Origin of the sequence: uncultured Actinomyces sp., assembly GCF_963542285.1 — a bacterium.
In the GTDB taxonomy this organism is placed as follows: domain Bacteria; phylum Actinomycetota; class Actinomycetes; order Actinomycetales; family Actinomycetaceae; genus Pauljensenia.
The window spans coordinates 1-21,767 of record NZ_CAUTWQ010000019.1; the positions used below are offsets into that span (position 1 = coordinate 1).

A 21,767-nucleotide genomic window follows, 5' to 3' on the forward strand; every position below is an offset into this window, starting at 1 on the left:
CGCCACCGGGCACCACTACCCCCAAACCGATACCCTGCATTTATGGCCAGCGAACATCCCACACGACACGAGCACTTCGGTAAGTACCTTGCGCTAGGTATTGGTACCCATGTCTTATGGGGTTTCTTCCCGCTCTATTTCCACCTGCTTGATCCCGCAGGTTCCCTAGAGATCATCGTCCACCGCGCACTGTGGGCTTTCCTTGCGTGCTTCCTCACCTTGGCTTTGACCCGCTCATTGCCGCGAGTGTGGCGCATTGTCCACGACCCCTCGATCGCATGGCCTCTAGTCGCAGCGGGATTCCTTGTCGTTATCAACTGGACGACCTATATATACGCGGTGCTCATTGGCCACACGACCGATGCCGCACTTGGCTATTACATCAATCCCCTCTTCACAGTCGCCCTGGGCATGATCGTCCTGCACGAGAAGATCTCGCGCCTTCAGGGAGTCGCATTAGTTTTGGGGGTGATCGCTGTCGCGGTCATTATTGTTGGCCTCGGGCGCTTGCCGTGGATCTCGCTGGCCCTACCCGCATCATTTGGCCTGTATTCCCTTGTCAAGAAACAGGTCGCACTCAAGGTCCGCCCCCTTGATGGAATGACGATCGAAACTGGCGTGGTCATCCCAATTCTTCTGGGTTACTACATCTACCTTGCTGCACACCAAGCGACTTCTTTCCATGCGCTTGCTCGCTTGGGAGACGGAGCGATGTCGTGGCAGCTTCACCTGGCTCTTCTGATTGGTTCTGGAATCCTCACCGTCATCCCGCTGCTCACTTTCGCCAAAGCTTCGCAGGGCCTACCTCTTGGACTTCTGGGTTTCCTTCAGTACATTTCCCCCAGCATTCAGCTGATCATCGGCGTCTGCATTTTCCACGAGCACATGGAGCCCACGCGCTGGATTGCAACTGGCATCGTCTGGGTTGCACTGGCTTTGCTCAGCGTGGATGGTCTGCTTAAAGTACGCCGCTCCAAACAATAGCGATCACACCCGCGCAGAGCGCTATAAAAGCCCCAATTCCCCACACAAGAGCGGACCCGCCCCTTCCCTGTCCGGGTTCGCGCACGCGCTTTCCATTCGCAAAGGCCTCGAGGTCTTGAAGTGGCCCGCTTTGGCGCGGTTGTGCCCAGCTCCAGTCCACCGCTTCCCCCACTGCCGAGGCCGGCGCCTGAACCTGCGCCGAGGCGTACTGTCCTGGGACCGGTGCCTCACTCTGCTGCGAGAACTGAGCCTGCGGTGCACGGTCAGTTCCGGGGATTGGGAAGTAGTCAGCTTGAGGCTGAGAGGGAAATGCTCCATCTGCCGCGACAACTCCCGAGCCGTAGACGAACTGGGGTTCGCGCTGGGCATTCGTATCAATAATCCACTGGCGCAGCTGCGGGTACATACTGGGGTTTTCCAAGAGCGCGGCATGCAGGTCAGGGCGTGCGGCGGCAAGTTGGGCGATCAGTTCGGCAGGTAAAGAGGGATCAGCCGCTTGTGCAGGCGTGAAAGCGTTTAAGTCGTACATATCCCTCCTGACTCTTCAAACTACACAGGTTCTTCGCGCGAAGTAAAGTTTGCAAAGCGTGCCATGTGCCCCTGGAAAAGCACACGAATAGTTCCCGTTTCGCCATTACGATGCTTGGCCAAAATAATATCGGCTTCACCCGGACGATCTTCAGAATTGTAGTATTCGGGACGATGCAAGAGCATGATGATATCCGCGTCCTGCTCCAGCGAACCGGATTCACGCAGGTCACTCATCATCGGTTTCTTGTCGGTTCGCGCTTCAGGACCACGGTTTAGCTGAGCGACAGCAACGACTGGAATATCGAGGTCCTTCGCAAGAAGCTTGAGGTTTCGCGACAAAACTGAAACTTCCTGCTGTCGAGATTCAACCTGCTTACCCGTTGTCATCAGCTGCAGGTAGTCGACAACAACGAGGCCCAGATTGTGCTGTTGCTTGAGGCGGTGACACTTTGAACGAATTTCCGTCATGGTGACGTTCGCCGAGTCATCAACAAAAATCGGAGCCTCGGAAATCTTGCCGGTTGTTTCAGAGACCTTTCGCCAGTCGCGCTCGGTCATTTCGCCCTTCATCATCTTGCTCATAAACACTGAAGACTCAGCGGAAAGCATGCGCATCGCAATATCGTTTTGCGACATTTCCAGCGAGAAGATGACCGAGGTAATTCCGTGTTTGATCGAGGCCGAACGGCAAAAGTCCAGAGCCAAAGTCGACTTACCCATTGCGGGACGGGCCGCGACAATGATCATCTGCCCACCTCGCAGGCCACCGGTCATTCGATCAAGGTCAACGAATCCCGTGGGAACACCAGCGAGCTTGCCCTGATTGAGTTCAATCTGCTCCAGTTCGCCCAGAATGTTCTCTGACATCTCTGCCATCGACACATAGTCAGTTTGCGACTGACGTTCGGCGACTGCGAAGATCTCAGCCTGCGCCTGGTCAACGATCTCATCGACGTCACCACCGGCATCTGCGTAACCCAGCTGAACAACTCGCGTTCCCGCAGTCACCAGTCGACGCAAGATCGCGCGCTCCTTAACAATTCGCGCGTAGTAGCCGGCGTTTGCCGCGGTAGGAACTGCAGCAATAATCGAATGGATATACGAGGCCCCGCCTACCCTAGACAGGTCGCCCTGCCTTTGGAGTTCGCCTACCACCGTCACGGCATCTGCGGGTTCTCCGCGCCCCATCAGATCAATGATCGTGTTGTGGATGATTTCGTGAGCGGGCTTGTAGTAATCCGTCCCTCGAATTTCTTCGGTGACATCGGCGATAGCTTCCTTGGAGAGCATCATGGACCCCAAAACGGACATCTCAGCGTCGATGTCCTGAGGTGGGGTGCGATCAAAATCTTCCGATGCCATGAAGGGCTCTCCTAGGCGAATGTGTGCATGTGGACGGGATTGGCCTGCCGCGTCGATTCGAGCTAGCGACGCAAAGCGCGTACACGCGAGAGTACTGCCAAGTGAGGAAGCGTGCCACCTTCAAGTTCAACACGAATGTGGATGACGTGTGGATATCTTGTGGATTTGGCCGCGTGTCATCCACATGTCCTGTGGAAAGGTGTGGATAACAGGTATTTCCCAAGCCCTCTCTCAGGCTATCCCCAGTTTTGAGTTTCCCTAGAATCACGCCATTTTCCGAGTAAGATCTTTCCACAGATGTGTACACAGACTGTGGATAAAAAGTGGAGCGAGAATCAGTGGATAACGATGACCAGCGCAAACATAAGCCTCAAGCGGAGATTGAAGGTTTACGCACGTCACATATTTCTATCCACAATGAATCAACATCAACTGCAAATGAGCACTCTGAACAGGTGCTATCCACAGATGAATCCACGTCAGTGGATAGACACACACTTACTGAAGCATCCGATCCCATTCCCAGCCCTCCTTCAGAAAAGACAGGTGACAGCACCCCCGTGGTGATGAAAAAACCAAGCCTCACCAGACAAATCCTGGCGCTCGCCATCCCAACCCTGGGCGCAACAATCGCCCAACCGCTCTTCCTCACCATTGACTCCGCGATGGTCGGACACTTGGGTGCAGAGAAAATCGCCGGCATGTCCCTGGCCATGATCATCATCAACACCGTCTACGGAATGTCGATCTTCCTGGCCTACTCAACCACTGCCGAAACTGCCCAAGCAATGGGAGCCGGAAACGAACGCAGGGCACGCGAACTGGGAGTACACGCCATGTGGCTCGCAGCCATCATCGGCATTTCCTTAGCTCTCCTCTTGGCAATCTGCGGAATTCCACTGCTTCACGCACTGGGCGCAGCACCCGAAATCATGCCCTACGCCCAATCCTTCCTCTACGCATCCCTACCCGGACTTGCGGCCTCGCTCATCACCATGGCGGCCACGGGTGTCCTGCGCGGAATGAAGGACACGACTACTCCTCTCATCGCGGCTGGAGCGGGCGCGGCACTGAACATCGGCCTCAATGCCTTCCTCATCTACGGGATCAACCTGGGGATTGTCGGTAGCGGTATTGGAACCTCGATCGTCTCAACAATCATGGCGATCAGCTTGGTCATCATCCTTGCCCGACCGGCGCGCACCTTGGGAGTCTCCTTGCGACCCTCACTCACGGGAATCCGCCAATCCGCGCGTGTCGGAGGCCCCCTCTTGGCTCGTTCGGTCGCAATTCGTCTGGCCTTCCTCACCTCAATCTGGAGCGCGACGGCAATTAGCGTCAATGGCCTGGCTGCCTACCAAGTTGTCATGTCCGCCTGGCAAATCCCCCTTTTCCTTCTCGATTCCCTTGCGATCGCCTCGCAAACCCTGGTCGGCTTCGCAATCGGTTCGGGCGATCGCTCTCAGCTGCGCACACTTCTTCGCACCCTCTCGTGGTGGGGAATTTTTGCGGGGATCATCATCGGTGCCCTGACCGCGGCCCTCTCCCCCTGGATCCCTTCCTTCTTCGTTTCCGAGGCCGTGGTGCGAAACATGGCAATCCCCGCGGTGATCGTCAACGCAGTCTTCTTCCCCGCTCAATCTCACGCCTTCCTGCTCGATGGCGTCCTAATCGGGGCCGGACGCGGGGCATCCCTGGCAAAAGCTGCATTCCTCAACTTGGCGATCCTGCTTCCCGCACTGTGGCTTTTCTCAGTTGCGCGCCCCGCTCTTACAGAAACTCAGGCAGTTGCTGTCCTCATCGGTTTGGTCACCGGTTTGTACATGCTCACGCGCGCGCTTACCAATTCGTGGATCACTTGGTTCTCGCCCAAACATGCGCTGATTCCTCGCCACGAGGCCGGTGCCCAAAGCGCCGAATAAATCACGCTCTGAACTGGGTGACAGGTAGTGACAGAAAACTGAAAAAACGCTAGACTTTGACGCTGGACTGTTTCTACCCACCCGGGTGAGAAATAAGTCCCACGGACACCCATGTGTCCGTGTGCAAAAGCCGGTGAAACTCCGGTAATTGCAACGCATGACCCTCCTGTCACGGAAATACCGTGACCGCGAAGACCACAGGAGGTGGGTATCAACGTGCGTGAATACGAACTGATGGTGATCCTCGATCCTTCGATTGACGAGCGCACCGTCGCCCCGCAGATGGAGAAGTACCTCGAGCAGGTCACCGCTAACGGCGGCTCCGTCGAAAAGGTCGACATCTGGGGCAAGCGTCGTCTTGCCTACGACATTCTCAAGCGTTCCGAGGGCATCTACGTCGTCATCAACATGACGACCACCCCCGAAATTGCGCTGGAAATCAACCGCTTGATGACTCTGAACGAGTCCATCCTGCGCACGAAGCTCCTGCGTCCGGACGCCCACTGACCTTTGCTCACCTGAGCAATCACCTCACACAGCCCACCAAGGAGATCCAATGGCTGGAGAAACCGTCATTACGATCATTGGCAATTTGACCAATGATCCGGAACTGCGTTGGACGCAGAGCGGAGCACCCGTCGCCGACTTCACGGTGGCGTCTACCCCGCGTTCCTTCGACCGTCAAAGCGGCGAATGGAAGGACGGGGAAACCCTGTTCATGCGCTGCTCCGTTTGGCGCGAAATGGCTGAAAATGTCGGCGAATCCCTGCGTAAGGGAATGCGCGTCATTGTCACCGGTCGCCTCGTGCAGCGTTCTTTCGAAACCCGCGAGGGCGAGCGTCGTACCGTCGTCGAACTTCAAGTCGACGAGGTCGGCCCCTCACTGCGCCGCGCAAAGGCACAGGTCACCCGCACGGGCGGCCCGGCCTCGCAAGGCGGAGCACCCCAGGGAGGCTACTCCCAGGGTGGCGGCTACGGACAGCAGCAGGGCTACGGAAACCAAGGTGGTTACTCACAGGGCCAGGCCAGCTATGGCGCCCCCGCCGGCGGCTCTCAAGACGATCCGTGGCGCACATCCGATTCCGGTGCTGCGACCTCTTTCGCCGAAGATCCGCCCTTCTAAATAGCGCTTCGTCAGCAGCACGCTGACACACGCTGAACACATGCTTGGGAGCGTTCACTCGCTCAGATCATCAAGGAGAACATCATGGCGAAGCCTCAACTTCGCAATAAGCCCATTAAGAAGAAGGCCAACCCGCTGAAGTCGGCCAAGATCGAATCGATCGACTACAAGGACACCGCTCTGCTGCGTAAGTTCATCTCGGACCGTGGCAAGATCCGCGCTCGCCGCGTCACCGGTGTCTCCGTCCAGGAGCAGCGTCGCATTGCTCGCGCCATCAAGAATGCGCGTGAGATGGCTCTGCTGCCCTACACCTCTACCGGCCGCTGATTCGAAGGGAAGGACTGAAAAATGGCAACTACCAAGCTCATCCTCACCCACGATGTGGAACGTCTCGGTTCCGCAGGCGATGTCGTCGAGGTCAAGTCTGGATACGCCCGTAACTACCTGGTTCCCCGTGGCTTCGCCACCAAGTGGACCAAGGGTGCACAGGCACAGATCGATCAGATGGCAGCAGCTCGCCGCCGTCGTGAGATCGCTTCCGTCGACGATGCACGCCTCGTGCGCGATGCCCTGCAGGCCGCGGTTGTTACCGTGAACAGCAAGGTTGGCGCACACGGACGCCTCTTCGGTTCCGTCTCTGCCGCTCAGATCGCTGACGCAGTGAAGGAACAGCTGAACCAGACCATCGATCGTCGTCGCGTGATCATCACCGACCCGATCAAGACCACCGGTGACCACACCGTGACGGTTAACCTCCACACCGATGTTCGCGCAAACCTCAAGGTTCGCGTTCTGGCTGTGAAGTGACAGTCTGACAAGGCTTATACAAAAGCCGGGGCATCCCGAAAGGGATTGCCCCGGCTTTTGTATAAGCCGAAGAGGCTCTACTCCGGACCACCACCACCGGGGCGTCCGCCACCACCATTCGATGAGCCTCCGCCGTTAGAACCGCCGCCGTTTCCACCATTACCGCCATTGTTTTGGGCGGAAGGAGTAACGGTTGGCTGAACCTCAGCACCGGGGGTTTCTTGGGTCGCCTCGGGAGTAGGCGTTGGTGTTTCCTCAGTCGGAGTGGGAGTGGTCGTCGCAACCGGTGCAGGATTCACCGGAGTCGCGGTTTGCTGCTTATACCAGTCGAAGTGAAGTTTCGTATCGTTTGCGCTCACTGCCTTCATATAGCGCACCCACACGGTTACCGGCCAGTCACCACCGTGGAATTGGCTCAAACCGCCAATATTTGTCAGCGACACCGGGTTACCATTCTCATCGAGCTGGTACATGCTAACGGCAGTGGCCAAGCTCGGAGTAAAACCAACGAACTGCGCGGTCTTTTGGTCTTCGGAGGTACCGGTCTTACCGCCGGTGTCCTGCTTGAGAACTGCTGCAGCCTCGGCTGTACCACCCGAAGCGGTTACGGACTGCAGCGCCGGAAGGACCGTCGACATGGTCTTCGTATCGAAAACCTGCTTGGGATTCACGGTGGTCTGGAAAACCTTCGAACCATCAGAGTTTTGAACCTCGCGGACGATGTGCGGGGTGGTCCGCTGACCGCCAGAAGCGATGGTCGAATAAGCGTGAGCCAGATCAATATTGTGAGGCGCCGCGAAGCCTAGAACATTCAGCAAGGAGTCATCCAAGCCATTGGTGTCTTCGGGGATACCCAGCTCAAGCGCAACCTGTTTGGTCGTTGCGGGTCCAACTTCCTGATTGAGCCCAACGAAAACCGTGTTAATCGAATTCTTCGTTGCATTCACCAGGTTCTGTCGACCCCAGGACACACCCGAATCATTAGTCACCGGGCTTGCCAATCCACTGAAGGTCTTCGGCGAGGAACCGTCGAAGGTGTCGTACATCGACCCGCCCTGTTCAGCGTGAGCAATCAAGGCGAAGGGCTTAAAGGTCGAACCGGCAGCCATAATATCCTGCGTCGCAGCATTTTGCTGGCGCGTGAGGTAGTCCTTGCCGCCGTATTCGGCAACGATTTCACCGGTAGCGGGATCCAATGACGTCAAAGCAACGTGCATGGAGTCTTCATTCCACCCACTCACCGTGTACATGTACTCGGCAGCCTCAACCGCCTGATCCTGCTTCTCTTTATCAATTGTAGAAATGATTCGGTATCCACCGGTTGCCAGCTGATCGGCAGTGAAACCACCCTCTTGGGCAAGTTCCGTACGGATCTGCTCCATGAGATAACCGGTCGGCCCTTCCATTGTCGGCCCGCCCAAAGTATCGGGGTCAATGGTCTTGGGGAATTCAGCCGCGTCCGCATCGGCCTGGGAAATCCACCCATCTTCGACCATCAGATTGATGACACGAGTCCACCGCGAGCGCGCTTTCTCTTCATCAACTGCGGGGTCCCACGCAGAAGGAGCGGGAATGATTCCGGCAAGCATCGCGGCCTCGGAAAGGGTCAGGTCCTTTGCTTCATGCCCGAAGTAAGCCTGGGCTGCAGCCTCAATTCCGTAGGCTCCGCGCCCAAAGTAAATGGTGTTGAGGTAGTTGCCGATGATCTGGTCTTTGGACTGTTCGCGGTTGATCTTGAGGGCAAGAATTGCTTCTTTGGCCTTACCCACGTAACCGGTTGTTTCCCCTACGTAGTAGCGCTCAACATATTGCTGGGTCAGGGTCGATGCACCCTGGCGTGCCCCACCCCTAATATTGTTGAGCAGCGCGCGTCCAATACCTTTAAGATCAACACCAGAATTCGTATAGAAAGTCCGGTCTTCCGAGGCAACAACAGCATGCGCAACATAGTCCGGAAGGGTCGACGAATCGATGATCTTCCTATTGACCTGCGACATCCGGCCCATTTCGGTGGTGCCATCGGCGTAGTAGACAGTTGTGGTCTGCGCGAGCGCAACCTGATCAGCCTGGGGAACCGTCAACGCGGCATAGGCAACCAGGAAGGTTCCCAGCCCCGCGATGATCAGCCCGAGGAAAGTAAAGAGGATTCCGCGGCCGATACGAGCACCCAGGCTCCGCTTCTTCTTCCCCTTATTTGCCGTACCGCCCTTTGCAGGGCCCTTCTTTGCGCGCGCTCGGCGTGCTGCTGCCGAGGCCTCGCGATCGCTCTGCGGGCGGGTTGGACGCCTACGCGCACTACTTGCCGACGAGGAGCTAGCGCCTTGGGTGCCTGCGCGTCGACCCTCGCTGCTGCTTCCTGTGCGCGCCGAGGCCCCGCCTGAGACCCGTGCAGCTGTGGAAGTCCGCTTGGGTGCAGAGGGCGCCGAGGATGCGGAAGTCTTGGGAATCGTTCCCTCTCCATCGCGACGGGCCTGCTCTGCGAGCCGACGTCGAGTAGCCTCGGCCCGCGAGGGAAGAGGTCGACGTCCGCGGTCGTCATTTGCATTAGAAGGTGCCACGAAAAACCAGCCTTTCAGCATAGGTGATCGTGTCTAGCCTACGCAGAAAGCGGGCGTATTGCCTAAAGCAAGCTCCGGATCGGCTTAGTTTTCGCTGGCAGCACGACGCTTGCGCGCCTTCTTTTCGGACGCCTTTGCTTCCCAGCGTTCCTGCTGTGCTTGATACTCCGCGGCGATCTCTCGAACTTCATCCGATGCCCACCAGGCAAGGAGCGCCTCGCGCGCCGCTTCTTCTCCCAAAGGACCCTGTTCCATTCGAAGATCCAGAAGATAATCGCGGGCCATTTTCACGGCCTTCGAAGGACGCAGACCAAGGATTTCCATGATCTGATCACCATCGAGATCGGGGCGAATAGCGTCGAGTTCTTCTTGGGCTCGAAGAGCAGCAATACGCTCTTCCAGGTCGTCATATGCAGCGGACAAGTAGGCGGCCTTACGCTTGTTACGCGTTGTGCAATCAGCGCGCGTCAGGCGATGCAGGCGCTCAAGAAGGTCTCCCGCATCGGCAACGTAGCGGCGAACTGCCGAATCCGTCCATTTCGCTTCCCCGTAGCCGTGGAAACGCAGGTGCAGGGCGACCAGTTTTGAAACGGCATCAATCGTTGCCTTGTCAAACCGCAGGGCTTTCATCCGCTTACGCGTGAGCTTCGCTCCCACTAACTCATGGTGATGGAATGACACCGTGCCATTGGATTCGAAGCGACGCGTAGCCGGCTTGCCCACGTCGTGCATGAGTGCCGCGAAACGTAAAATGAAATCCGGACCGGGAACAGGACCGTCAGCATCCGTTTCCAAATCGATCGCTTGATCCAAAACGGTCAGCGTATGTTGGTAAACATCCTTGTGGCGATGATGCTCATCAACTGTCGACACCAGAGCAGACAGCTCCGGCAAAACGATATCTGCAACCCCGGTGTGGACCATCAATTCCAAACCCCGCCTGGGCCACGGCGAAACGACGAGTCGTTCAAGTTCAGCGCGGATACGTTCAGCTGAGACGATCTCAAGGCGACCGGCCATTGACTCCATGGCATCCATGACGTCTTCATCAACATCAATACCCAGCTGGGCGCTGAAGCGCGCAGCACGCATGATCCGCAACGGATCGTCATCAAAGGACTGCAAAGCACTGACGGGGGTACGCAGGCGTCCCGAAGCCAAATCACCAAGGCCATCGTGGGGATCAACCAGAGCCATCTGAGGCAATCGCATGGCCATCGCATTGACGGTGAAATCACGCCGCGTCAGATCGCCTTCCAAGGTGTCGCCATACTCGACCTCGGGCTTGCGCGAACCAACCTCATACGAATCCGTGCGGTAGGTCGTGATTTCAACGACCAGCTTTCCGCGGCGACCACCAATGGTCCCGAACTCGCGGCCAATATCCCAGGTTGAATTCCCCCACTGCGCCAGCAGTTTCTCAGTTTTCTCCGGACGGGCAGAAGTCGTGCAATCAAAATCGTGGGGAGTGAGTCCCAAGAAGGCATCGCGAACCGGTCCACCAACCAGGCTGATTTCCTCTCCAGCTTCGGTGAAAATTTCACCGAGCTCAAGGATTTCCTTGGGAAGGTGGGAAAAAGCCTGCTGCGCCTGAGCCATTAATAGACCCAGATCGCCCTCGCCTAGACCGCTGGGAAGGGGGGCGTGTGAGCGGGATTGACCCATCGTTCGCGAAAGTTGTGTACTCATCCCCTCCAGCATGCCATGATTTCCGCATCTTTGATGCATCCGCACCACGGCCTCGTCCTCGGTTGACATGCGCCGAAGGTCGCACCAATTGACCTTCTGACACACGAAAATTGCGGTAATTCCCACTTGACCGATGGTGCGACCTGACCAAGAGCCCCAATCCCGCCTAAAGTGGAGGTATGACTGTGCCTTCTGAAGCTTTACGACCCGGAGTGCCCCGGCCTCCGCGTCGCAATCCTTCTTTGCGTGCGGTCCAGCCGACACCCCATTTCCTTCCCGTTTCTTCCGAAACCTCCGCGGGCGGCATCGTTGTCGATGTTCGCGATGGTCAGCCCTATGCGGCAATCATTGCTCGCCGTAATCGGTCAGGGAAGATCGAATGGTGCCTCCCAAAGGGACATCTTGAAGGCCGTGAGTCTCCCGAGGAAGCGGCTCTGCGCGAAGTCGCCGAAGAGACCGGAATCCACGGGCGAATTATTCGTCACCTGGCGTCGATCGACTACTGGTTCTCAGGTGTAGATCGACGGATTCACAAGGTCGTTCACCACTACTTAATGGGCTATATCTCAGGCTCCATCACCGTCGAGGGCGACCCCGATCACGAGGCCGAAGACGCCGCATGGGTTCCCCTGCGCGACCTCACCCAGGAGCTGGCCTATCCCAATGAAAGGCGCATTGTCGGTATCGCTTTGGATTTGCTCTACCGGGATGCATCATGATCAAGCCGCCAGCAGCTCGATACGCACTGACTCTTCTGCCTCTGAGCGCACTACTCCTGGGGGTCACCCCCGCGAGCGCTCAAGCGCTGCCCACGCACGTTCAGGGAACCCAAAGAGCGCAGGCCTCAGATTCTGCGCACTCCGCGTCGCTCTCTGCGCTCGCGCCCCAATCAACAACGCGTCCGCAGGTATTGGGAGATGCGGGTCAGGCCTCGGGAATTGACGTACGAATCAACAGGCTGGAACCACGGGTCATTACCTCGCAGCACAACCTGCAGGTATCGGGCGTCGTTCGAAACCTGTCAGATAAGCCCGTCACGAACCCATCGCTGGATGCCTACGTCCAGACCTATTCACCCGTGACCGCACCGGAGCTTTCCTCATACCTTTCTGGTCAGAGCTGGCAGGGGCGGCGTGTCCACGCGGGGACCCTCGAGGCAACAATTGCCCCTCACACCGAGCAGACCTTCCACATCACAATCCCATTTGAATCCCTTCCCTTCGGATCAGATTTTGAGTGGGGACCGCGCGGAATCACCATCGTTGTTGAAGGCGATGAAACTCGCGGGTCTGATCGTTCAATCCTCGTGTGGGATTCGGGTTATTCCCTTGAACCCACTCGAGCAAATGTCCTGCTCCCATGGACCGAATCAACGCCGCGAACCCCCACCGACTCCTATTCGATCCTGTCCGCGGCATCGATGACCGGTGTCACTTTTGCGACCGATTCAGATACTTTGGTCCGCGAACTCACGGTCCCCGAGGACCAAAGTTCATCTCGCGCCTTTCCTTCCGTATCCTCCTCAGCCGCTTCTCCTTCGGCTTCCTCTTCTTCCGAGGCCTCCGCCTCCGCCTCGCCCAGTGCCTCTTCCTCACCCAGTGCCTCCGCCTCGCCGACTGCGCGTTCCGAGGCCGAGATCACGGCAGATCGCAATACTCGCGCGGCCTTTATCCAGACCTTCTTCGAGCGCACGAAAGAATTGGTTGCTTTGCCCAGCCACGACGCTGACCTTTCCTTGGCAACCACGCTCAACAATGACGCAGTGATGGACTACCTGACCTCATCGCGCGCCTCGGTTCCAACTTCCGTCAGCAAGGTCAAGGCTCTCCTACCTTCCTCGCGTTCAAATGCCTCTACTTCTCCCTCGAGCTCTGCTTCTTCTTCCCCAAACGCAAGTCCCTCAAGCGAAAGTTCGCAATCGCCTAGCGCCACTGCCTCGCCGGACTCAAGCTCGGCCTCGGCAGATAACGACAACTCCGGGCCAACACTGATCTCAAATGTTTCCTGGCCTGCCTCACAAAGCTGGGGTACTCAAGCGCTGAACAGCAAATACGCCTCGACCGTGATTGCCCCTCCCGGGCAACTAGCGCCAAGCTCAGAGCAGAACTTCACCTCGATGGCCAAGGTCGAGCTCTCATCCGACGGCCAGACCCACACGGATGACTCTGCTCAGTCTGGGGACACGGTCACTGCTCTTGCCTCAATTGACAACCTGAGTGAGCTTTTGTCGTGGGATGCGCAAAGCGTTGATGATGAGCTGGATACTCAGCAATTCCTGACAGCTTTAACTGCGATGATCACCCGCGAGCGCCCAAACTCCTCGCGTACCTTATTTGTTCCGCTTCAGCGCGGATCCTCGCTGGATGAGAATCGTGTTGAACGTGTTCGTGCGATCCTTAATAACCGCTGGGTCAAGGGGACCAGTTTCAGTGAACTCGTGGATTCCGAGGCCACCGATATTGAACGTAACCCCGTCGAGGATGCTCATTTTTCTGACTCACTGCGCTCACAAACGGCAGGACTGAGCGAAGCGTACTCGAATGCTCTTCCTTTGGCCGATGCCACAGAGAATGTTGATGTCGCGCGTCTTCAATTGAATTCGACCGTGGCCAGTGCACTCCAAGCGGATGCGGGTGACCAGCAAAGCCAAACGATCACTGCGAATACGCAGGCACTTGATGCATTTAGGTCCTCCGTCTCGGTTGAATCCTCGAATGCTGTCAATCTGATTAACAAGAGCGCGAATTTCCCCGTACGCGTGCGTAACTCACTTCCCTGGCCAGTTAATGTCGAAGTGACTTTGCTTCCCAGCGACCCCCGCCTGCGCGTGACCAGCACGGGAACGGCAACGATCCCCGCGAATTCCTCTTCGAATGTGGATGTGCCAGTCACGGCAATTGGTTCGGGTGATATTCGCGTGACCTATAAGGTGTCAACGCCCAGCGGAGCTGTTCTTGATGATTCCCATAAAGTCCTAGTGCGAATGCGCGCGGGATGGGAAGACGCAGCCACCGCGGTCATGACCGTCATTGTCGGAATTGCCTTCCTTGGCGGCATCATTCGGACCATTCGACGTCGTTTGAAGTCCTCGCAAACCGAGGAGTCTTCGCATCTTCCCGGTATGGGCGGCGTCGAAAAGGGCACAGTGAACGTTCCACTTTCCAGCGGCGGTTTTGTTCAAGCAGGACGTCCCCCGCGTCACCCAGATCATCCGGAAAGCTCGGATTCACCCAAACCAGATGTAGAGGATCAGAATGAGTGAAAGCCAGGCCCGCAACGGCTCACTTCTTCGAGCCAGCGTACTGATGGCCTCGGGAACAATGGTTTCCCGAGTCCTTGGCTTCATTAAAGCCGCCTTGCTCTTGGCGGCCCTGGGTTCTGCCGGTGGCGCGGTCTCCGCGGCTTTCCAAACGGCAAATACTCTTCCCAACACAATCTTCAACCTGCTGGCATCAGGCGTTTTCGACGCAGTCCTGGTTCCCCAGATCGTGCGCGCACTCAAACGCGACGAGGGGCAGGTCTACATCAACCGACTGATTACTCTGGCCGGAACAATTCTGTTCCTGGTCGCCTTCGTTTCAACTCTCTTGGCACCGGTACTCATCGTCATCATGGCACCGGGATACAGCCAAGACATTCGCTCACTTGCCGTTGCTTTCGCATACTTGTGTCTCCCGCAGATTTTCTTCTACGGCCTGTACAACCTCTTGGGTGAGCTGCTCAATGCCCGCGGTGTCTTCGGTCCCTACATGTGGGCGCCGGTGCTCAACAACATCATTGCAATCGCGGGTCTGGTGGCTTTCCTCATTCTGTGGGGTGCCCGCGAAAATTTCGCAATTTCTGACTTTACGTCTTCTCAGTTCTGGCTGCTGTCGATCACAACCACTTTGGGCGTGGTCTGCCAGGCTCTGGTGCTCTTCATTCCCATGCGGCGCGCGGGAGTCTCCTTCAAGCCTGATTTCCACTTCCGTGGAACATCTTTTGGTTCCGCCTCAAAGGTTGCGGGTTGGACCTTTGCAACCTTGGGTGTGTCTCAGGTTGGGGTTCTTTCGACCAACGCGATCGCTTCAATTGCGGATAACTACCTGAACCAGAACCCTATGCCCATCGCGGGCCTAGCGGGGTATTCGGCAGCCTTCTTGATTTTCATGCTGCCGCAGTCGGTTATCACTGTCTCTCTTGCAACCGCGATCTTTACGCGATTGAACTACGCGGTTGCCGACGACAATGACCAGGAAGTCGCCGAGCACTACCACACAGGTATTCGCCTCATTACCTCACTGACGATTCTTGCGGCTGCAATTTTCATGGCGGGCGCGGCTCCCATGATGCAGCTGGTTGTCACCAACACCGCCCGCCCCGAACTCATTTCTTCCTACGCGCTGATCCTGGTCTCCCTCATGCCCGGTGTGGCTTCCACGGGCATTGTTCTGATGAGCCAGCGCGTCTTCTTTGCCTACGAGGACGCCAAGCCTGTCTTCCTGATGGGCATTGTTCCGACGATCTTGCAGATCATTGTCGGTTGGTCGATCTACTTCGCAACCGGCGTGCGCTGGTGGGTCATCGGTGCGGCTCTTGGCGAAACCGTCTGCCGAATCGTTCAGGGTTTCATTGCGATGCGCTGGGTCGGACAGCGCAACAGCTACGTGAATTCCTCGGAAATCACGCGTTCTTACCTCACCTACGTCGGGTGTGCGATCATCGCCGGCGGTATCGGTTTTGGCGTTCTTTGGCTCATGGGAATCTACACGACCCTGTCTTCAAAGATCCTGCGCTGGCTGCTTTCGGGCGTGAAGTTTGGCGTGGTGGCCATCATCGTCACCGTCGTGTACATGATCGCAATGCGTGTGATCAATCCCCAAGAATCTTCAACCAGTATTCGTCCCCTGCTCAAGCGTCTACGCCTTCCGATCGCGGTATGTGACCTGCTTTCGGCCGCGCAGCCTACACGTGAAGAACAAAGCGTTCATAATGGTGTGGCACCGTCCCCTCAGGAGGAAACCATGGCTACCGAGGATCAGCACATTCCCCGTGAAGGAACGCCACATTGGGTTCCCCTTTCTGTTGACCTTTCGGTGCCAACCTTCGATGATGTTGTTCATCCCGACGGCGAGCGCCACCCTGCGGCATCGTCTCATTCACCCCAGCAGGACACACCTGCGAATGTCCCAACCCTTCCTCACAGCAATCGCGGTTCCCAAGGGAGCGTCCAGATGAGCCAAGCAAAGCCCGAACACCCCATCGTCCCGACCTTGCCCGCAACCGCGCGCATGTACGACGTCGACGCAACTGCACCCGCTGGTATTCCCTTGGGCGCTGCAGCTGCCGAGGCCTCGGCTGAGATGGCCGCCGCTAAGGCTCAGCATCAGGAATCATCTTCTCGTATCCCCGCTCCGCTTCCCCACGGTTTCGCCGAGGGCGCGATTGTCGGAGGCGCTGCAGCATCCGTTGCGGGTTCCGGCGCGGCTGCCACCCCGACTCGCTCTTCCGGTCACGGTCATTCCGAGGCCGGCGGTGGCGCTCAAGGAGGCTCTGGCGGTGGCCGTGGTAACTCCGGCGACGCTCACGGCCACGATGAGCACTCACGCGCTTCGGCCTCGGGAAATGGGGGCGAAAAGGGAATTGACCCCACGCGACCCACGATTATCTTTGCTGCAGTTCTGACCGTCATCGCCACGATTTGGGCGGGTGCAACCGCCCTCAGCCCAGTCAAGCACAGCGATATCAGCAGCTCATCCAGCACAGCAAGCTCTTCGGCATCGGCATCTGCCTCAGCATCGGAGCAGCCCACCCAAGAAGCTACACAGGCAGCAACGGAGAAACCCGTAATTTCCAGTGTTTCCGTGTTGTCATGGCAAAACGATAAGGGTGACCACGAGGAAATGGCTGTCAATATGATTGACGGCGACGCAAATACGAATTGGCACTCGCGCTACTTCGATTACAACCAGTTCCTAGACCAGACCGCGGTCACCATCTTGGTGAAGCTCGAGAAGAAGGCAACGGTCTCTGAGATCACCTTGGATATGGATCCGTCGACCACCGGTGGTGAAGGCGTGGTACGTGCTGTAAATCCCAATACGCCTCGAGAGGGAACAGAAATCGCAACCACGACGTTCTCTCCCACGACGGACATCAAACTGGCACATCCCGTGGAAACTGAAGCGATCAGCATCACCTTCCGCAAGATGCCAACATCGCAAGATGGCCGCGCCTGGGCGTGGGTCAGCGAATTGTCAGTGAAGTAACCGTTACCTGCTCAAAAGGAGACATCATGTCTGAAACTATCCACGACGTCGTCATCGTCGGCTCCGGTCCTGCGGGATACACAGCGGCTATTTACACTGCGCGCGCTGGATTCAAGCCTGTTGTCGTTGCCGGTGCCTTGGCTGCCGGTGGCGCCCTGATGAACACAACTGAAGTTGAGAACTTCCCCGGTTTCCCCGAGGGTGTCCTTGGCCCGGAGCTGATGGACAACATGCGTCAACAGGCCGAAAAGTTTGGTGCTGATGTTCGCTACGAGGATGCCTACGCGCTGGAGCTCGAAGGTGATATCAAGAAGATCACCCTTGAGGATGAAACCCTCTTGGCTCGCAGCGTCATCTTGGCAGCCGGTTCCGAATACCGTCATATGAACGTTCCCGGCGAAGAAGAGTTCTCTGGTCGAGGTGTTTCTTTCTGTGCGACTTGCGACGGTTTCTTCTTCCGCGATAAGCACGTGATCGTCGTCGGTGGTGGTGACTCCGCAATGGAAGAGGCAACCTTCTTGACGAAGTTCGCTTCAAAGGTCACTGTCGTTCACCGCCGTGATCAGCTGCGTGCGTCTAAGGCGATGGCCGATCGCGCGCTGGCCAATGAGAAGATCGAATTCGCGTGGAACTCCGTTGTCGAAGAGGTTCTGGGCGATTCGGCCGTGACCGGTGTCCGTTTGCGCTCCACCGTCGATGACTCGACTCGCGTTCTTGATGCCGATGGTGTTTTCGTTGCCATCGGTCACCTTCCCCGCACCGCCATAGTTTCCGGCCAGGTTGCATTGGACGAGGCCGGTTACATCCTTGTCGATGACCCGGGTACCGCAACAAACCTTCCGGGTGTCTTCGCCTGTGGCGACGCTGTTGATCACACCTACCGTCAGGCAATTACTGCTGCAGGCTCCGGATGCCGTGCCGCCTTGGATGCGCAGCATTGGCTTGAATCACAGGAGTAGTTTTATGAAATATTTTGGGTTTTTAAGTTTTGGGCACTATGCCCGCGATGGTCGTCGAGGCCTGAGCGGCCGCGATGCCCTTCATCAGGCAATCGAATTATCTGTTGCTGCTGATGATCTGGGAGTGAATGGGGCCTACTTCAGGGTTCATCACTTCGCGCCTCAAGGTGCTTCCCCTATGCCGCTTCTTTCTGCGGTTGCAGCACGGACAACACATATTGAAGTGGGTACCGGCGTTATCGATATGCGCTACGAAAACCCGCTGTACTTGGCTGAGGAAGCTGCTGCACTGGACCAGATTGCCGATGGCCGCGTCGCACTTGGTGTCTCTCGTGGCTCACCTGAGATCGCTCAGCGAGGCTGGGAAAGTTTCGGTTATCGCGATGAGAGTGATGGCCGCGGTGGTGATATGGCTCGCGAGAAGTTCTACCGCTTCCTTGACGCCATCGATGGGAAGGCGATGGCAACTGCCGCTCCTGAGGGCGAGCAGTACCCACTGATGGTCCAACCCGGTTCACCTCTGCCAATTTTCCCTCACTCTGAAGGCCTCCGTCAGCGCATCTGGTGGGGTGCGGGTTCGAATTATTCCGCCGAGCAAACCGCTCGTGACGGCGTCAATATGATGAGTTCGACTCTGGTCTTTGAAAGCGGTGATCGCAGCTTCGGTGAGATCCAAGCTGAGCAGATTGCGCGCTATCGCGCAGCATGGAAGGAAGCGGGGCATTCGTGGACTCCTCGCGTATCTGTCTCGCGTTCGATCTTTCCGCTGCTGAGCGCAAAGGACCGAGGAATGTACGGTCTTGAGGCCTATTCAACCGACCAGGTTGGACGCTTGGATTCCGGAATTGCGACTTTCGGTCGTTCCTATGCCGCCTCTCCCGATGAATTGATTGAGCAGTTGAAGGCAGACCCGGCTATTGCCGCGGCCGATACTCTGCTGCTGACAATTCCCAACCAGCTGGGGTTCAAGGAAAATCTGTCGATCATCAGCAACTTCGCCAAATATGTGGCACCAGAGCTCGGTTGGGTTCCTGCTGACCAGGGTCTCCCAACGGGCTACCCGATTGATTAAGTCCGTAGCACTTAGCTATCGCGGGGTTTCAGACAGTACATCTACCTGCGAAAGCTGCAGTATCTGGACGGCTGACCTGCCGGTGCTTTTGTAGGGGCAAAAGCACCGGCACGTCATTCCACCAGCGCCATTGCAAGTGGAAGCTCAGCCCGGTCGAAACCCTGACCTCCCAACCAGTGCCTTTATTTTAATCCCGACTAAACGATAAAACCTGGGAAAATGTGCATTGGTTGATGCACATTTTCCCAGGTCAGAGGCTGTTTAAAGCTGATTAAGGTGCAACCTTAAAACGCCTTTTTCGCACCGTATTTATTTAGTTATTCCCCTCGTGAAGATCGCTCAATAGTTTACGACGCAAGGGTCCTGTGGCCTCGGAAGCCAACATAATCAGCCCAATGCCCAACACAGTCATGCCCACCAAAATCAGCATTGGGGCAAGCCCAGCGCTCAGGGCCATAACCGGAGACATAAACAGACTGCCCAAGCTCATTGCTCCACCGATCATGAGCAGTGCTGGAAGCAGAATTTCAATCCTGCGCGCACGATCCATGAAGTTTCGGGGCGACCCCATGAATTCCAAGGCTTTCATCTGGTCAATGGAATCAATCACGCGAATGGCTTGATTGATTGCAGTAGAGATTGCACCCAAAGCCATAGTGATACCGAAGGTCAAAAGCATTCCCGTGCGAATATCCGACATGAGGATCCTTGCGACTTCCTCCATGTCCCCCGTATTACCCATCGTCATCGAGCTGAAGATCGGCATGAGCACACCGACAATGAAGGCGACCAGGGCAACCGCACCAAAAGACCTCCAGACGCTCTTAGGATCATCAGCAATCCGCCGACCCGCAAGAAGCATCTGTGGAGTACGCGCAAAGCTTGCCATGGCATTGCCCAAAAGGGATACCGAAAAAGCTCCCACGACATTGACCAGCGCAAAAATGACACCGAGGAATCCGAAGAATATCCCCATGGCAATTGCCATCCCCAGCTGCATCATCATCTGAGCAACAACCACCCAGACCATGATCAGAACAAGCATCAAGATCAGCCACAGTGGTGAAACCTTCGCCCCCTCAGTACGACGCGTCACACCTAAAGGTGTAATGAGCACTTTGCGCATCGCAAGCATCGACGAAACGGCGGCCAGCACAATCATCAGTACGGCCTCGGCAAGGAGGACAAGCGGACCGACCCACATTTCATGTACCCCTATGCGCTCACCCTGGAATGAAATCAGCTGCCAAACCGGCAAAAGTGCACCATACAGGGCGGTACCACAGACAACACCAATTGCTGCATAGACCGCGGTTTCGATCAGACACGCACAACGTGTTTTTACAGGCCCTAATCCCATGAGGCGGAGAACCGCTAGATCCCGTGCACGTCGACTCATTCCCAGACGCGCAGCGGCCGCGCCCATGCTCAGAGTCGGAACAATCATTAAAAGACCCGCAAAGCACGCCAGGATGACATAGAAGCCAGCCATATCCTCGAAACCGTTTGGCACGTCGTAGGTACGCGAGAAGAACATCAGAACCCCACCCGTGACGGAAAGAAGAATTGCGTGGGGAAGGGCGAAAGCCAGAACTGTCAGGATCGAGGTCGCGCGATCACGAGAACCCAGGACTGCGCGTGCCGCAGTAAGTGTTGCGCTCATCGAGACACCTGCTGATCGATCAGGCCGTCTCGCATGTGGATTTCATGCGGAAGCCGCGCGGCCACCGAAGGATCATGCGTCACCAGAATCAAGCTCGCCCCGGTGCTTTGGCAGGCATAGGTCAGTACACCCATGACCTCCGCACCGGTGCTTTGATCCAAAGCGCCCGTCGGTTCATCGGCAAAGACGACTTTGGGATTGGTGATGAGCGCACGCCCAATCGCAACGCGCTGCGCCTGACCACCGGAAAGTTGACCAGGGCGGTACGGACCTGCACCCTCTAGCCCCAGATTCGCCAGGATCTGCTGTGCGCGGGCAATGGCCTCTTTACGCGCAACTCCTGCCAGCATCAGGGGCATTGCAATATTTTCCTGGCAGGGAAGTTCTGGAAGCAGCTGCCCATCTTGGAAGACGAAACCAAAGTGCTTGAGGCGCAGTTCTGAAATCGCGCCCTCACTCAGTGTTGTCATTTCAGTACCATCCAGGGTGATGCTTCCCGTCGTCGGTCGCAGCACTCCCGCCAAGCAGTGCAGAAGCGTCGTCTTCCCGCACCCCGAGGGTCCCATAATTGCCAGTTGGCTGCCCTGGGGGATTGATAGGCTGACTCCCGCGAGCGCCTGAACGGTATTTCCGCCGCGTTGATAGAGTTTCGTGAGCCCGTTGACAACCATTCCCGAGGCCGTGGATGCATAAGGAGCTTGTGGCGCGCCTGCGCCCTGCTGCAGTGGTGAAGTCATGGTTTTAGTGTGCTCGTGTACTACCCGTGTTCACTATTGGGTATTACCCTGATTTGCCCCTGGTTGTAATGATGGGGATGTACCCTTGTAAACAATCAATGACACCACCGTC

At 56.9% G+C, this 21,767-nt stretch carries 17 protein-coding genes; 11 read left to right on the plus strand and 6 right to left on the minus strand.

Annotated elements, in window-relative coordinates; translation table 11 throughout:
• Nucleotides 1-42 precede the first annotated feature (42 nt).
• Entirely contained in the window at nt 43-984 is a 942-nt protein-coding gene (rarD, locus tag RW023_RS07375; RefSeq protein ID WP_315580610.1) for an EamA family transporter RarD, read from the plus strand.
• Here the strand turns inward: rarD and RW023_RS07380 are convergent.
• The gene (locus RW023_RS07380) at nt 959-1,513 is read right to left on the minus strand and encodes a hypothetical protein (protein ID WP_315580586.1); all 555 of its coding nucleotides are present in this window, start codon (nt 1,511-1,513) and stop codon (nt 959-961) included. The two genes, rarD and RW023_RS07380, sit on opposite strands and share 26 nt — an antisense overlap.
• A 20-nt stretch (nt 1,514-1,533) precedes the next feature.
• Complete coding sequence (dnaB, locus tag RW023_RS07385) at nt 1,534-2,877, minus strand: replicative DNA helicase (RefSeq protein WP_314969648.1); 1,344 nt, start codon at nt 2,875-2,877, stop codon at nt 1,534-1,536.
• Nucleotides 2,878-3,359: 482 nt separating this feature from the next.
• On the opposite strand from dnaB, the gene RW023_RS07390 reads away from it, so the two are divergent.
• The 5 genes from RW023_RS07390 to rplI all read left to right on the plus strand — a co-directional run bounded on the left by RW023_RS07390 (nt 3,360) and on the right by rplI (nt 6,729).
• Nucleotides 3,360-4,799, plus strand: coding sequence for an MATE family efflux transporter (locus RW023_RS07390; protein WP_315580587.1), 1,440 nt, complete (start codon nt 3,360-3,362; stop codon nt 4,797-4,799).
• A 216-nt stretch (nt 4,800-5,015) separates the two neighbouring features.
• The gene (rpsF, locus tag RW023_RS07395; RefSeq protein WP_026066645.1) at nt 5,016-5,306 is read left to right on the plus strand and encodes a 30S ribosomal protein S6; all 291 of its coding nucleotides are present in this window, start codon (nt 5,016-5,018) and stop codon (nt 5,304-5,306) included.
• A gap of 49 nt (nt 5,307-5,355) precedes the next feature.
• A complete protein-coding gene (locus RW023_RS07400) occupies nt 5,356-5,922 on the plus strand; it encodes a single-stranded DNA-binding protein (protein ID WP_009748153.1) in 567 nt (188 codons plus the stop codon).
• A gap of 84 nt (nt 5,923-6,006) precedes the next feature.
• Nucleotides 6,007-6,249, plus strand: a complete 243-nt coding sequence (rpsR, locus tag RW023_RS07405) for a 30S ribosomal protein S18 (protein ID WP_009748154.1) — start codon at nt 6,007-6,009, stop codon at nt 6,247-6,249.
• 21 nt (nt 6,250-6,270) lie between these two features.
• On the plus strand, nt 6,271-6,729 hold the full coding sequence (gene rplI, locus RW023_RS07410; RefSeq protein WP_315580588.1) for a 50S ribosomal protein L9: 459 nt from the start codon (nt 6,271-6,273) through the stop codon (nt 6,727-6,729).
• 77 nt (nt 6,730-6,806) lie between these two features.
• On the opposite strand, the gene RW023_RS07415 is transcribed toward rplI, so the two are convergent.
• On the minus strand, nt 6,807-9,308 hold the full coding sequence (locus RW023_RS07415) for a transglycosylase domain-containing protein (protein ID WP_315580589.1): 2,502 nt from the start codon (nt 9,306-9,308) through the stop codon (nt 6,807-6,809).
• A gap of 63 nt (nt 9,309-9,371) precedes the next feature.
• Nucleotides 9,372-10,886, minus strand: coding sequence for a CCA tRNA nucleotidyltransferase (locus tag RW023_RS07420; RefSeq protein WP_315580611.1), 1,515 nt, complete (start codon nt 10,884-10,886; stop codon nt 9,372-9,374).
• Between the two features lie 269 nt (nt 10,887-11,155).
• On the opposite strand from RW023_RS07420, the gene RW023_RS07425 reads away from it, so the two are divergent.
• From RW023_RS07425 to RW023_RS07445, 5 genes are read left to right on the plus strand one after another with little or no spacing between them, the layout of a single operon-like run.
• Nucleotides 11,156-11,695 carry an NUDIX hydrolase gene (locus tag RW023_RS07425; protein ID WP_315580590.1) on the plus strand — a complete coding sequence of 180 codons (540 nt, stop codon included), beginning with the start codon at nt 11,156-11,158 and terminating at the stop codon, nt 11,693-11,695.
• The gene (locus RW023_RS07430; protein WP_315580591.1) at nt 11,692-14,238 is read left to right on the plus strand and encodes a DUF6049 family protein; all 2,547 of its coding nucleotides are present in this window, start codon (nt 11,692-11,694) and stop codon (nt 14,236-14,238) included. The genes RW023_RS07425 and RW023_RS07430 overlap by 4 nt, the downstream gene beginning before the upstream one ends.
• Entirely contained in the window at nt 14,231-17,224 is a 2,994-nt protein-coding gene (locus RW023_RS07435) for a lipid II flippase MurJ (protein WP_315580592.1), read from the plus strand. Before RW023_RS07430 ends, RW023_RS07435 begins: the two co-directional genes overlap by 8 nt.
• A gap of 26 nt (nt 17,225-17,250) precedes the next feature.
• On the plus strand, nt 17,251-18,183 hold the full coding sequence (gene trxB, locus RW023_RS07440; RefSeq protein ID WP_315580593.1) for a thioredoxin-disulfide reductase: 933 nt from the start codon (nt 17,251-17,253) through the stop codon (nt 18,181-18,183).
• Nucleotides 18,184-18,187: 4 nt separating this feature from the next.
• The gene (locus RW023_RS07445; protein WP_315580594.1) at nt 18,188-19,255 is read left to right on the plus strand and encodes an LLM class flavin-dependent oxidoreductase; all 1,068 of its coding nucleotides are present in this window, start codon (nt 18,188-18,190) and stop codon (nt 19,253-19,255) included.
• 313 nt (nt 19,256-19,568) lie between these two features.
• On the opposite strand, the gene RW023_RS07450 is transcribed toward RW023_RS07445, so the two are convergent.
• A complete protein-coding gene (locus tag RW023_RS07450; protein ID WP_315580595.1) occupies nt 19,569-20,918 on the minus strand; it encodes an FtsX-like permease family protein in 1,350 nt (449 codons plus the stop codon).
• Nucleotides 20,915-21,589, minus strand: a complete 675-nt coding sequence (locus tag RW023_RS07455; RefSeq protein WP_315580612.1) for an ABC transporter ATP-binding protein — start codon at nt 21,587-21,589, stop codon at nt 20,915-20,917. The genes RW023_RS07450 and RW023_RS07455 overlap by 4 nt, the downstream gene beginning before the upstream one ends.
• Between the last annotated feature and the right edge of the window lie 178 nt (nt 21,590-21,767).

Coding starts and splice junctions, on each gene's coding strand:
- RW023_RS07430 (WP_315580591.1), top strand. CDS start 11,692: ATGATCAAGCCGCCAGCAGCTCGATACGCACTGACTCTTCTGCCTCTG.
- dnaB (WP_314969648.1), bottom strand. CDS start 2,877: ATGGCATCGGAAGATTTTGATCGCACCCCACCTCAGGACATCGACGCT.
- RW023_RS07420 (WP_315580611.1), bottom strand. CDS start 10,886: ATGGCTCAGGCGCAGCAGGCTTTTTCCCACCTTCCCAAGGAAATCCTT.
- RW023_RS07425 (WP_315580590.1), top strand. CDS start 11,156: ATGACTGTGCCTTCTGAAGCTTTACGACCCGGAGTGCCCCGGCCTCCG.
- trxB (WP_315580593.1), top strand. CDS start 17,251: ATGTCTGAAACTATCCACGACGTCGTCATCGTCGGCTCCGGTCCTGCG.
- RW023_RS07450 (WP_315580595.1), bottom strand. CDS start 20,918: ATGAGCGCAACACTTACTGCGGCACGCGCAGTCCTGGGTTCTCGTGAT.
- RW023_RS07400 (WP_009748153.1), top strand. CDS start 5,356: ATGGCTGGAGAAACCGTCATTACGATCATTGGCAATTTGACCAATGAT.
- RW023_RS07435 (WP_315580592.1), top strand. CDS start 14,231: ATGAGTGAAAGCCAGGCCCGCAACGGCTCACTTCTTCGAGCCAGCGTA.
- RW023_RS07415 (WP_315580589.1), bottom strand. CDS start 9,308: ATGCTGAAAGGCTGGTTTTTCGTGGCACCTTCTAATGCAAATGACGAC.
- RW023_RS07455 (WP_315580612.1), bottom strand. CDS start 21,589: ATGGTTGTCAACGGGCTCACGAAACTCTATCAACGCGGCGGAAATACC.
- RW023_RS07445 (WP_315580594.1), top strand. CDS start 18,188: ATGAAATATTTTGGGTTTTTAAGTTTTGGGCACTATGCCCGCGATGGT.
- rplI (WP_315580588.1), top strand. CDS start 6,271: ATGGCAACTACCAAGCTCATCCTCACCCACGATGTGGAACGTCTCGGT.
- RW023_RS07380 (WP_315580586.1), bottom strand. CDS start 1,513: ATGTACGACTTAAACGCTTTCACGCCTGCACAAGCGGCTGATCCCTCT.
- rpsR (WP_009748154.1), top strand. CDS start 6,007: ATGGCGAAGCCTCAACTTCGCAATAAGCCCATTAAGAAGAAGGCCAAC.
- rarD (WP_315580610.1), top strand. CDS start 43: ATGGCCAGCGAACATCCCACACGACACGAGCACTTCGGTAAGTACCTT.